General features: G+C 64.8%; 10 protein-coding genes. 7 read left to right on the top strand and 3 right to left on the bottom strand.

Annotated elements, in window-relative coordinates; translation table 11 throughout:
- Window positions 1-125: 125 nt before the first annotated feature.
- The 7 genes from CDV46_RS08760 (at window position 126) to purH (ending at window position 7874) form a co-directional block, all read left to right on the top strand.
- A complete protein-coding gene (locus tag CDV46_RS08760) occupies window positions 126-1214 on the top strand; it encodes an aminoglycoside phosphotransferase family protein (RefSeq protein ID WP_087722336.1) in 1089 nt (362 codons plus the stop codon).
- 10 nt (window positions 1215-1224) lie between these two features.
- The gene (gene murU / locus CDV46_RS08755; protein WP_254915975.1) at window positions 1225-1974 is read left to right on the top strand and encodes an N-acetylmuramate alpha-1-phosphate uridylyltransferase MurU; all 750 of its coding nucleotides are present in this window, start codon (window positions 1225-1227) and stop codon (window positions 1972-1974) included.
- Between the two features lie 92 nt (window positions 1975-2066).
- Window positions 2067-3398, top strand: a complete 1332-nt coding sequence (locus tag CDV46_RS08750; RefSeq protein ID WP_087722335.1) for an aminopeptidase P N-terminal domain-containing protein — start codon at window positions 2067-2069, stop codon at window positions 3396-3398.
- Window positions 3399-3431: 33 nt separating this feature from the next.
- Window positions 3432-4808 (top strand): FAD-dependent monooxygenase, encoded by a 1377-nt coding sequence (locus CDV46_RS08745; RefSeq protein ID WP_441339318.1) that lies wholly within the window; start codon window positions 3432-3434, stop codon window positions 4806-4808.
- Between the two features lie 76 nt (window positions 4809-4884).
- The gene (dusB, locus tag CDV46_RS08740; RefSeq protein WP_425495508.1) at window positions 4885-5913 is read left to right on the top strand and encodes a tRNA dihydrouridine synthase DusB; all 1029 of its coding nucleotides are present in this window, start codon (window positions 4885-4887) and stop codon (window positions 5911-5913) included.
- Entirely contained in the window at window positions 5910-6143 is a 234-nt protein-coding gene (locus CDV46_RS08735) for a Fis family transcriptional regulator (protein WP_058376120.1), read from the top strand. The genes dusB and CDV46_RS08735 overlap by 4 nt, the downstream gene beginning before the upstream one ends.
- Before the next feature lie 165 nt (window positions 6144-6308).
- On the top strand, window positions 6309-7874 hold the full coding sequence (purH, locus tag CDV46_RS08730; RefSeq protein WP_087686413.1) for a bifunctional phosphoribosylaminoimidazolecarboxamide formyltransferase/IMP cyclohydrolase: 1566 nt from the start codon (window positions 6309-6311) through the stop codon (window positions 7872-7874).
- Between the two features lie 436 nt (window positions 7875-8310).
- On the opposite strand, the gene CDV46_RS08725 is transcribed toward purH, so the two are convergent.
- Genes CDV46_RS08725 through CDV46_RS08715 form a run of 3 tightly spaced genes read right to left on the bottom strand, consistent with a single transcriptional unit; the run spans window position 8311 to window position 12784 of the window.
- Entirely contained in the window at window positions 8311-9366 is a 1056-nt protein-coding gene (locus CDV46_RS08725) for a porin (protein ID WP_087686412.1), read from the bottom strand.
- Window positions 9367-9416: 50 nt separating this feature from the next.
- Window positions 9417-10499, bottom strand: a complete 1083-nt coding sequence (locus CDV46_RS08720; RefSeq protein WP_087722332.1) for an XdhC family protein — start codon at window positions 10497-10499, stop codon at window positions 9417-9419.
- Window positions 10499-12784, bottom strand: coding sequence for a xanthine dehydrogenase family protein molybdopterin-binding subunit (locus tag CDV46_RS08715; RefSeq protein ID WP_087722331.1), 2286 nt, complete (start codon window positions 12782-12784; stop codon window positions 10499-10501). Before CDV46_RS08715 ends, CDV46_RS08720 begins: the two co-directional genes overlap by 1 nt.
- Window positions 12785-12796: the final 12 nt, after the last annotated feature.

The raw sequence follows: 12796 nt of genomic DNA, 5'->3' as shown, positions 1-12796 counted from the left end.
GCAGCCAATTCCCCCTGTCCGGACAGCTTTGCCGGGACATTCGGAACGGTCGATCGAGGTCGAGAATCAGGGCGTCGGGAAAACATGATCGGGTATTATATGGCAAGACGTTTACCGCCCCCATCATGACCGCACAACCCACTGCTCCCACGAGTGTTTCCGAGGCTTCCAGCCTGCTCGCCGCCGCATCCGACGATACCCGCCTGCAATCGCTTGCCACCTGGCTCTCAGGGCTGGCCGAGCCGTTTTCTCTCGACATGGCCCAGTGGGCGCCCGCCTCGGCGGACGCGAGCTTCCGGCGCTATTTCCGTATCGGCAGCTTTGATCCGGCGCATCCGAGCCTGATCGTGATGGACGCTCCGCCGCCGCAGGAAGATTGCCGTCCTTTCGTGCACGTCGCGCAATTGCTCGACGAAGCCGGCCTGCAAGCCCCCAAGGTGCTTGCCGAAGATCTCGCCCAAGGCTTCCTGCTGCTCACCGACCTGGGCCGCCAGACTTACCTCGACGTGCTCGACGACGACAACGCCCGCCCGCTCATGCGCGCGGCACTCGATGCGCTGATCGTGTGGCAGCAAAGCTCGCGTGCCGACGTCCTGCCCGCTTATGACACCGCGCTGCTCAAGCGTGAGCTCGATCTCTTCCCGGACTGGTACATCGGTAAGCATCTGAAAGTCGAACTGACGGCCGACCAGCGTGCCACGCTCGATCGCATCAATCAGTTGCTCATCGACAATGCCCTCGCGCAGCCCAAGGTGTTCGTGCATCGCGACTTCATGCCGCGCAACCTGATGCCGGGCCTGCCGGGCACGACCGGCCCGGGCATTCTCGACTTTCAGGATGCCGTCTACGGCCCGCTGACCTACGACGTGATCTCGCTCATGCGCGACGCGTTCCTCAGTTGGGACGAAGAACGTCAGCTCGACTGGCTGGCCTATTACTGGGAACGCGCGCGCAAGGCCGGGCTGCCGGTCGACGCCGACTTCGGCGAGTTCTACCGTCAGGCCGAATGGATGGGGCTGCAACGCCATCTGAAGGTGCTCGGCATCTTTGCCCGTATCAACTACCGCGACGGCAAGCCGCGTTATCTGGCCGATACCCCGCGCTTCATCGACTACGCCCGCAAGGTGGCCGAGCGTTACGCGCCGCTGCGCCCGCTGGCACGACTGCTCGACACGCTGACCGACCAACAGGTCGACGTCGGCTACACGTTCTGAGGCGCCTGCGATGGCCGGGCCCCTGAGCGCAACCCCTGCGCCGATGCCGCTCAAGGCGATGATCTTCGCCGCCGGGCGCGGCGATCGCATGCGCCCGCTCACCGACAGCACGCCCAAGCCGTTGCTGCCGGTGGCCGGCAAGCCGCTGATCGTCTGGCAGATCGAAGCCCTCGCGCGGGCGGGCTACATCGACATCGTCATCAACCACGCGTGGCTGGGCGCACAGATCGAAGCCGCGCTCGGCGACGGCAGCCGCTTCGGCGTGCATCTGACCTACTCGGCCGAGGCGGAAGCCCTCGAGACGGCTGGCGGGATCGTTCAGGCGCGCCCCTATCTCGAAGGCGCGGGCAACGTGTTTCTGGCCATCGCAGGCGATCTTTTCACCGATTTCGATTTCGCCACGCTGCGTGCCCCTGCCGCACGCCTTGCCGCACAGGCGCAGCCCGGCATGCATCTGGTGATGGTGCCGAACCCGCCGTTTCATCCTGCGGGCGACTTCGCGCTCGATGCCGCAGATCGTCTGCACCTGCGCGAGAACGCTCCGCCCGGCGCCGTACCGCTCACTTTCGGCAGCATCGCGCTGTACGACCTGCGTCTGTTCGACGGCATTGCCCCGGGCACGCGCATGGCGCTCACGCCGCTGTACCACCGCACGATTGCCGACGCCCGCGCCACGGGCGAACGCTTTGACGGCGAGTGGGAAAACATCGGCACGCCCGCACAGTTGGCGGCACTGAACGACATCGTTAGCGCCCGATAGCACCCGGAGCACTCGAAAGCATCCGAGCGCACTCGGCAGCGCTGAACCCCCGGCAGTAGAATCGCCTCAATACGACAAGAATGGAGCCCGCGATGACCGATTCCCCTTACCGTGCCCGCCGTGCGCGTGCCATCGAGCAAATGCGTCAGGCTGGCGGCGGTCTCGCCATCGTGCCGACCGCGCCCGAAGTGGCACGCAACCGCGACAGCGACTATCCCTATCGTCACGACAGCTATTTCTATTACCTCTCGGGCTTCACCGAACCCGAGGCGGTCGTGGTACTCGATAGCCGCAACGGTCAGTCGATTCTGTTCTGCCGCGCGAAGAACGAAGAACGCGAAATCTGGGACGGATTTCGCTACGGCCCCGAAGCGGCACGCGAAGCGTTCGGCTTCGACGCCGCCTACCCGATCGATGAAATCGACACGCGTCTGCCGCAGTTGATGGCCGACACCCCGGCGCTCTTCTACGCGCTGGGCGCCTCTGCACAACAAGACCGTCAGGTGCGCCATTGGCTGAACACCGTGCGTGCGCAGAGCCGCACCGGCGTGTCGGCACCGGCGGCCGCCCATGACATCCGCGCGATTCTCGACGAGATGCGCCTGATCAAAGACGCGCACGAGATCGACATCATGGCGCGCGCAGGCAAGATCTCGGCCGACGGCCACGTGCGTGCGATGAAAACGTCGCGCCCTGGCCTGCGCGAGTATCACCTCGAAGCCGAGCTGCTTTACGAATTCCGCCGTCACGGTTCGCAGTTCCCGGCGTACACCTCTATCGTGGCGACGGGTGCCAACGCGACCGTGCTGCACTATCGCGCGGGCGACACCGAGCTGCGCGACGGCGATCTGTGCCTGATCGACGCCGCCTGCGAGCTCGACGGCTACGCCTCGGACATCACGCGCACGTTCCCGGTGAACGGGCGCTTCACGCCTGCGCAACGCGAGCTTTACGATATCGTGCTCGCCTCGCAGCAGGCCGCCATCGACGCCACGCGCGCCGGTGTCGCCTTCGATGCTCCCCACAACGCCGCCGTGCGCGTGCTTGCGCAGGGCATGCTCGACACCGGGCTGCTCAAGCGTGACACCGCAGGCAGCGTCGACGACGTGATCGCCGACAAGTCGTTCAGCCGCTTCTACATGCACCGCACCGGCCACTGGATCGGCATGGACGTGCATGATTGCGGCGAATATCGCGAAGATGGGCCGAACGGTGAGCGGCCGTGGCGCACGCTCGCGGCGAACATGGTCACCACCATCGAGCCGGGCATTTACGTGCGCCCCGCGCCGGACATCGACGAGCGTTACTGGAACATCGGCATCCGCATCGAAGACGACGCTGTCGTCACCGCGAACGGCTGCACGCTGCTCACCCGCGACGTGCCCGTCGACGCCGACGAAATCGAAGCGCTCATGCGCGGTTGATTCGCCAGCCTGCGTTCTGACATGACGACGGACATGACTCCTGAGACCACGCGCCGTTTCGACGTCGCCATCGTCGGTGCCGGCCCGGTTGGCACGGCGTTGGCGCTGTTGCTCGCCCAGCGCGCGCCGCAGATGCGCGTGGCACTCATCGACGCGCGCGGGCCGCAGGCGGGCTATGACGACCCTCGTGCGTTGGCCCTCTCGCACGGCAGCCGCGAGATTCTGGCGCGAGCCGGGGCGTGGCCCCACCCGGCCCATGCCACCCATGCTGCCCACGCGTCGTCCGCCCGCGCCAATACGGGCCTCGCCACCACGCCGATTCAGCACATCCACGTATCGCAAGCGCGCCGCTTCGGCAGCACCGAGATCGATTTTCGCGAGCATGGCGTGCCGGCGCTGGGCTACGTGGTGCGCTACGGCGCGCTCATGCGCGCGCTCGATAACGCCATGTCGCAGGTGCCCACGCGGTTCGAGCACTCGCCGCAGTCACCGCTGGCGGCGGGGGACCTTCCCCCGGGGCTGCATCACTTCCACCCCTATCAGGCCATCGCGCTGCGTCAGGACGCGCAACAGGTCACGATCACGCTCGGCACCACCGCCGACGATCATGCCGAGACCTTGCATGCCACGCTGGCCGTCAATGCCGAAGGCGGGCTGTTCGAAAGCCAGACCTCCCGTCCCCGGGCGCGCGATTACGGCCAGACGGCGCTCGTCGGTTTTGTCACGTGCGAACGCCCGCGCGCGGGCTGGGCGTGGGAACGCTTCACGGCCGACGGACCGCTGGCGCTGTTGCCGCAGGACCACGGCTACGCCCTCGTGTGGTGCTGCTCGCACGATGAGGCCAAGCGCCGCCGCAGCATGGACGACGCGAGCTTCCTCGCCGAACTGCACGCCGCATTCGGCGACCGCATGGGCCGTTTTACGGCGATCAGCGGCCGGGCGGGCTTCCCGCTGGGCCTGAACGCGCTGGGACAGGTCGTCGACGGGCGTGTCGCTGCGATCGGCAACGCAGCGCAGACACTGCATCCCGTGGCCGGCCAAGGCCTCAATCTGGGCCTGCGTGACGCGTTCGACCTTGCCGACACGCTGGTGCACCACATGCGCGGGACTCACGAGGCGCGAAGCCCGAACACGACGGCACCCCACGCCAGCACCGCCGGTACTGCCGACACCACGGGCACCGGCAGCACGTCCGGCATCCCCGGTCCGGCGGCCCTCGCCGCCTTTGCCCGGCGCCGCCGTGCCGACCGTGGCATGACCATCCGCATTACCGACCTGCTGCCACGCGTTTTCGGCATCGATGCCGCGCCTGTGGCCGTGCTGCGCGGCATGGCGCTCGCCAGTCTCGACCTTGTGCCGCCGCTCAAGACGGCCTTCGCCCGCCAGATGATGTTCGGGCAACGCGGGTGATCGTGCACATTTTTTAGGCGACGGGGACCGGTTTTCGCAGTAAAATGCTCGTTTTTTCCCGGCGACTCCCTGCATCGTGCGTATCGGCCCCCACGAACTCCGCAATAACCTCTTCGTCGCGCCCATGGCTGGCGTGACGGACCGGCCATTCCGCCAGCTGTGCAAACGGCTGGGGGCGGGTTATGCCGTCTCGGAGATGGTGGCCTCGAACGCCCAGCTCTGGAAAAGCGAGAAAACCATGCGCCGCGCGAACCACGCGGGCGAGGTGGCGCCGATTTCCGTGCAGATCGCCGGTGCCGATCCGGCCATGATGGCCGAGGCCGCGCGCTACAACGTCGAGAACGGCGCCCAGATCATCGACATCAACATGGGTTGCCCGGCCAAGAAGGTCTGCAACGTTGCCGCAGGTTCGGCCCTGTTGCAGAACGAACCGCTGGTCGCGCGCATCGTGTCGGCCGTGGTGGGCGCGGTGGGCGACGTGGTGCCCGTCACGCTGAAGATCCGCACGGGCTGGGATCGCGAACACAAGAACGCACTTACAGTCGCGCGTATCGCCGAAGAGTGCGGCATCAGCATGCTGACCGTGCACGGACGCACGCGTGCCGATCTGTATCACGGCGATGCCGAGTACGAGACGATTGCCGCGGTGAAGGCCGCCGCGCGTATTCCGATCGTCGCCAACGGCGACATCGCCTCGGCACAGAAAGCCAAACACGTACTGGATGTCACGGGGGCGGACGCCATCATGATCGGCCGCGCCGCACAAGGCCGGCCGTGGCTGTTCCGCGACATCGAGCTGTTTCTCACGACGGGCGAGATCGCCTTGGCGCCGCGCGTCGACGAGATTCAGCAAATCATGAACGAACACCTCGAAGACCATTACGAGTTCTACGGGGAGTTCACGGGGGTGCGAACGGCGCGCAAGCATATTGCGTGGTATTCGCGCGGGCTGCCGGGGGCGGCCACGTTCCGCCAGCGCATGAACACGCTGGACAGCACGCAAGACCAGTTGGCTGCGGTCAACGAATTTTTCGAACAGCAGAAGGCGCACTCGGACCGTCTCTGCTATGAACAAGAATCGCCGAGGGAGCTATTAGCCGCATGAGCAAAACAAACATAGAACAATGCGTACGCGACAGTCTGGATTCGTATTTCCGTGATCTGGATGGCGCCGTACCACACGATGTCTACGATATGGTTGTCACCGTCGTTGAAAAGCCGTTGCTCGAATTCGTGCTGGGCAAGGCCGATGGAAATCAGTCGCTCGCCGCAGAATATCTAGGGATCAACCGCAACACGCTGCGCAAGAAGTTGCAGCAGCACGGCCTGCTCTAGTCGCCCGTGGCGACGGGTGGCGGCGCGGGTGTCATCGATGCGAGCGCGCTACCTGTCCTGCCCCGCCGGGGGGCGCGCGTGCAAGGCTGAGGTCAGCCCCAACGTTTCTGCCCGCCCTATTTGTCCGTTTTTGCCGCTTCATTTGCCGCCTCACTACCGTCCGTCATGATCAAGCAAGCTCTCATCTCCGTCTCCGACAAGACCGGCATCGTCGACTTCGCCAAGTCGCTCGCTGCACAGGGCGTGTCGATTCTCTCCACTGGCGGCACCGCCAAGCTGTTGGCCGACGCTGGCCTCAAGGTGACCGAAGTGGCCGACTACACCGGCTTTCCGGAAATGCTCGATGGGCGCGTGAAGACTCTGCACCCCAAGGTGCACGGCGGCATTCTCGCGCGACGCGACCTGCCCGAACACATGGCTGCGCTCGACCAGCACGGCATCCCGACGATCGACCTGCTCGTGGTGAACCTGTACCCGTTCGTGCAGACGATTGCCAAGGATGACTGCTCGCTCGAAGACGCCATCGAGAACATCGACATCGGCGGCCCGACGATGCTGCGCTCGGCCGCGAAGAACCATCGCGACGTGACCGTCGTGGTCGACCCGGCCGACTACGCCGTGGTGCTCGACGAGATGAAGGCGAACAACAACACCGTGGGTTACACCACGAACTTCCGTCTCGCGACGAAGGTGTTTGCCCACACGGCGCAGTACGACGGCGCCATCACCAACTACCTGACGAGCCTCGGCGAGTCGCTGCGTCACAACGAGCGCGCCGCCTACCCGGCCACGCTCAATCTGGCGTACACGAAGGTGCAGGACATGCGCTACGGCGAGAACCCGCACCAAAGCGCGGCGTTCTATCGTGACATCACCACGCCGGAAGGCTCGCTCGCGAACTATCGCCAGCTGCAAGGCAAGGAACTGTCGTACAACAACATCGCCGACGCGGACGCCGCGTGGGAATGCGTGAAGACGTTCGACGCCCCGGCCTGCGTAATCATCAAGCACGCCAACCCGTGCGGCGTGGCCGTGGCGGCAACGCCGGCCGACGCTTACGCGAAGGCGTTCCAGACCGACCCGACGTCGGCCTTCGGCGGCATCATCGCTTTCAACCGTGAAGTCGACGAGACGGCCGCACAGGCGGTGGCCAAGCAATTCGTGGAAGTGCTGCTGGCCCCGTCGTTCACGGAAGGCGCCAAGCAAGTGTTTGCTGCCAAGCAGAACGTGCGTTTGCTCGAAGTGCCGCTGGGCAATGGCGTGAATCAGTACGACTTCAAGCGTGTGGGTGGCGGTCTGCTGGTGCAATCGCCGGACGCGAAGAACGTGGCCCCGCATGAACTGCGCGTGGTGACCAAGCGTCATCCGACGCCGAAGGAAATGGAAGACCTGCTGTTCGCGTGGCGCGTGGCGAAGTACGTGAAGTCGAACGCCATCGTGTTCTGCGCCGGCGGCATGACGCTGGGCGTGGGCGCAGGCCAGATGAGCCGTGTCGACTCGGCGCGTATCGCGAGCATCAAGGCGCAAAACGCCGGTCTGTCGCTGACCGGCTCGGCCGTGGCGTCGGATGCCTTCTTCCCGTTCCGTGACGGTCTGGATGTGGTGGTCGATGCTGGCGCCACCTGCGTGATCCATCCGGGGGGTTCGATGCGCGACGACGAAGTGATCGCCGCTGCCGACGAACGCAATGTCGCGATGCTGATGACGGGCACGCGTCACTTCCGTCACTGATCTGTCGTGATTCGCGACTCGGGGTCTCGTGCCCCGGTTCGCGAAAGTCGCAAAGAAAAAAGGCCGCTTCGGGTGATCTCCGAAGCGGCCTTTTTCGTTTTGCAGCCGGGTGCTGCTCCCCCCGTTCGCTTATTGAAAGAACGGTGCGGCGGTCGAGAGCATGATCAGACCTTGGAAGGCGTATTCGGCGGCGAGCATGAGTGCGGGCATGGTGTTTCTCCTTGATTCTGGCTTTGCGCGGAGTTGCGTGAGCCGGTGAATGAAGTATCGTCGTTGCGCCCTCTTGCCGAAACTGTGATTAATACAACTCGCGTGAGCGTCGCCTCCGGGTCAGACGCGCGCCCGGTGCTGTGCCTGACACCGGGCGCGTCCGACACTTCCCGCACGGCTGTCCCCCCGGATCAGCCGTGCGCTACGAGGCGGTGACGGTGCCACCTCAGAAGTAGTGCGCGAGGCCGACCGCTACGCCGACCTGATTGCTGCCCGGCACGATGCTCAACCCGTATCCGGTCACGCCGAGATTCGAGTTGTTCTGATTGCGCGAAAAGCCGACTTCCGCGAAGAGTTGCGTGCGCTTGGACAGCAGATATGCCGCATTCGCCGCGAGCAGATACGGGTGCTGATTGGCCGATGAGATGTCGTTGTAGTAAATCGCCCCGGAGAGAATGACCTCCGTCACCGGGCGATATTGCAGACCTGCGTAGTACAGCGCATTGCGCCCCGCGACCCCGGGCACATTGCTCAGATACCACTGATACCCGACATACGGTTTGAAATTGCCGATGGCGTAACTCGCCCCGGCCGCCACGCGTTGCGAAGTCGCCCCCTGCGTCGCAACAGAGGTGCCCTGCTGCTGGTCATACACGAGCGATACGTTGAGCGGACCGTTGGCGTAGCCGACCGACACGCTGTACTCCTTGCCCACACGCCACTCGCCCGGCACCTGCGCACCGTTGGCGATGGTCGCGTCGTAGCCGGTCGAGAAAAGGCCGGCGACCTTGAAGCCGTTGAAATTGCCCGCGTACTTGATCGAGTTGTCGGCACGGCCCGCAAACTGCGCATCCATCGCAGGCAGCGAGTAGCTGTAGTACGACAGCGGATCGAGTTCGAGGAACGCGTCGTAGATCAGGTTCTTCTGGCGGCCGATCGTCAGTGCGCCCCACTCATTCTGAAGCCCCACCCAAGCCTGCCGGCCAAACATGCGTCCGCCTTGCTGCAATTGCCCGGAGTCGAGGTTGATGCCTGCTTCGAGTTGCATGATGGCCTTGAGGCCGCCACCGAGATCCTCCGAACCCTTGAAGCCGAAACGGTTCGGCGCCTGCGAGCCGTTGCTCACGCGAAAGAGTGATGACTTGCTGCCGTTCGCGCCTGCTCCCGCGTTGGTGAGGTATTCCAGACTGTTGTCCAGAATGCCGTAAATCTGCAAACCATCCGCCTTGGCGCAGCCCGCCGCGACGGTAAGTGCCATTGCCATCCAGACTTTGTGTTTCATGACATTCCCTAATTTTTATATTGGATTCCAAACAACTTGTCCGTCAGGCACTACAAGACCGGCAGACTCTCGCTCCTTGTGAGAACGCGATGGGCGACTACCGAGGGGGGAGGTGATTCAGCAACACACGAAGGCATCACACGGCGCGTGGTGTCGCCGAGCGTGCCGTTGCGAAGCGCGGTGATCTCCGCAAGAATGGCCAGCGCAATCTCGGGGGGCGTTCTTGCCCCGAGGTGCAGTCCGACCGGGCCGTACAGCCGGTCAATCTGCGAGGGCGTCAGGTCGAACATGGCGAGGCGCTCGCGACGTGACGACTGGTTCCGGTGCGAACCGATGGCACCGACATAAAACGCGTCGGATTTGAGCGCTTCGAGCAACGCCATGTCGTCGAGCTTCGGGTCGTGGGTGAGCGCCACGATGGCCGTGTTGCCGTCGGGTCGCAAACGCACGATGAGGTCGTCGGGCATTTCGCTCACACGCGTGACGTGGGGCGTTGGCGTGTTGTGTTCGCCGCCACCGCCATCACCGCCGCCGTGAATATCGTGAATGTCGCGCGGATCGCAGATCACGACCTGATAACCCAGCGGCACCGCCATGGCCGTGAGATGCCGCGTGAGTTGCCCGTCGCCGATGACGATGATGCGCCAGCGAGGCCCGAACGGCACGGTGAGTCTGGCAGGCGTGTAAGCGAATGCAGCGGGCTGTCTGATGAGGCGTACGCGTGCCTCCCCGGTGCGTAGATCAAGTTCGCGCGTGCCAAGCTGGCCCGCGTTGATCGCCGCGCGCATCGCTTCGAGAGCGCTGCGTTCTGTGACGGCTTCAATGATCAGTTCCAATGTCCCGCCACACGGCAAGCCGAACCGATGCGCTTCGTCGGCAGTGAGTCCGTAGGTCTGCACGTGCGGGCATCGCCCCGGGCGAAAGCCATCGGCCACTTTCGCAAGCAGATCGTCCTCGATGCAACCGCCCGACACGGAACCGGCGACCCGGCCACGTGCACCGAGCGCCATCATCGCGCCGACCGGACGTGGGGCCGAGCCCCACGTGCGGGCAACGGTCGCGAGCAGCACGTCGTCGCCTTGCGCCTGCCAGCGCGCCACGGCGTCGAGCACCTCGGCATCGAGGACATCCATTACGCGCGACCCTTTGCGCCGGGGGCAGCGTCGCCCGCCAGTGCACGCGCCTCGGCAACGGTCTGCGGCAACGGCATCGCGCGTGGCCGCACGCCCGTAGCACGCCGGATCGCTTGGGCCACTGCGGGGGCCATCGGCGGCAGCGAGACTTCCCCGCAGCCCTGCGGCGGCCGGTCGCTCGGCACGATCACGGTCTCGATCTTCGGCATCTCGACGAGATACAGCAGCGGGTAGTCGCCGAAGTTGCTTTGCTCTACGCCACCGTTCGCAAACGTGATCTGGCTCTTGAATGTGTTGGTCAACGCGAAGCCGATGCCGCCTTCGATGTTGGCGCGAATCAGATTCGGATTGATCGCGCGGCCGCAGTCCACGGCACACACGACGCGTTCGATCTTGAAACGATCGTTCACGACGCGCATCTCCAGCGCGACCGCAACGTAAGTGGAGAACGCCGCCCCCCGCCCGGTATAAGTGCAATACCCGAAGCCGCGATGCACACCGGGTTTCGCTGGCGACTGCCAGCCGGCCGCCTTGACCGTGGTGTCGATCACGGCACTCGCGAGCGCATCGTGTTTGAGCAGGCGCTTGCGATAGACGATGGGGTCAATGGCGGCCGCTTCGGCCATTTCGTCGATGAAGCTCTCAAGGAAAAACACGCTGGACGTCGAACCGACCGAGCGCATGAAGCTCACCGGAATGTTCGGCTGCGGCACGTCGACGCCTTCGACGCGCAGGTTCGGCACGGCGTAGGCGAGATCGTATAGCCCGTCGAGCATGGTCTCGTCGTAGCCCGCCTTCTCGTAGTTTTCCTTCTTGATGACGTTGTAGAGCGACTGTCCCGCCACACGCAACTGCATGGCACGCGGCAGGCCGTCATCACCCAACACGGCCTGAAACCGCCCGGACGCGCAGGGCCGATAGAACCCGTGCCGCGTGTCGTCTTCGCGCGAACGAATCACTTTGACGGGACGCCCTACGGCAGCGGACGCCACCGCCGCATGGATGACGAAGTCAGGCACGTATTTGCGCCCGAAACTGCCACCGAGGAAGGTGGTGTGCACGGTCACTTTTTCGGGCGGCAGTTTGAAGATGCCACCGAGCGCCCAGCGCACTTTGTCCTGCCCCTGAATCGGGCCCCAGACTTCGATCTCGCCGCGATCCTTGCGCACGTGCACGGTCGCGTTCACGGGCTCCATGGTCGCGTGCACGATGTATGGCGTGTGGTACTCGCCGGTGACGACTTTGCCGCCGGCGGCGATCAATCCCGGCGCATCGCCGATGTCCGTGGCGATGCCGGGTTTGCCGTGGATGAGTGCGGCGCGGCGCTCGGCAAGAATGGTGGCGCTGTCGGCCGCCGCGCCCGCCTTCCATTCGACGTCGAGGCCGTCGCAGGCTTTCTTGGCACGCCAGTAGTCGTCGGCCACCACGATGATCGCGTCTTTGGCGATCACGACGTCATGCACACCTTTGCGCGCCTTGATGTCGTCGCGATTTTTGACGGCAAGCGGTGTACCGCCGGAGGTCGGCGCCATGCGCACGGCACCGATGAGCATGCCGGGCACCTTGACGTCGATGCCGAAGACAGCGGAGCCATCGACTTTCGACGGCGAATCGAGGCGTTGCATCGGCTTGCCGATCAGGGCATGCGCGGCCGTCGTCTTCAGGTGCGGATGCGGATTGAGCGGCAGCTTCGCGGCGTCGGCGGCCAACTCGCCATAGCCGAGCGAGCGTCCCGACTGCGGATGAATCACCCGGCCTTCGCGCGTGACGCAGTTGGTGGTGCGCACGCCAAGGCGTTGCGCCGCTACGCTCACGAGTGCCTCTCGCGCCTGTGCACCGGCGATGCGTAGACGTTCGTAGAAGAGCGTCACGCTCATCGAGGCGCCCACGAACTGCTGCAACGCCTCGTTGGCCGCCGCCGTGCGATACGCGTCACGCGCGGTGACGAATTCCACCCGCACGCGTCGCCAGTCGGCATCGAGTTCGTCGGCAAGCACTTGCGGCAGACCGGTGTACACGCCCTGCCCGACCTCGCATTGCGACAGGCCGAGCACCGTCGTACCGTCGGCGTCGATGCGAATCCAGTCGTTGATTTCGATCAGGTGATCGCCCGGCTGACTCGCCGATTCACCGGTCGCAGCACGCGCTTCCGGACTCGCCACCCACGACGCGGAAATCGGAATCAGCAGGCTGCCGGTGGCCAGCGTCATCCCCTTGAGCCATTGACGGCGTGAGGGCGATGCAACTGCCGTCGTGCCCTCGGCGATATCGTTCACCTTCGGCATGTTGCGCTCACC

Origin of the sequence: Pandoraea sp. PE-S2T-3, assembly GCF_002179965.1 — a bacterium.
Taxonomy (GTDB): Bacteria; Pseudomonadota; Gammaproteobacteria; order Burkholderiales; family Burkholderiaceae; genus Pandoraea.
This window is presented reverse-complemented; position numbering and strand designations above follow the sequence as displayed.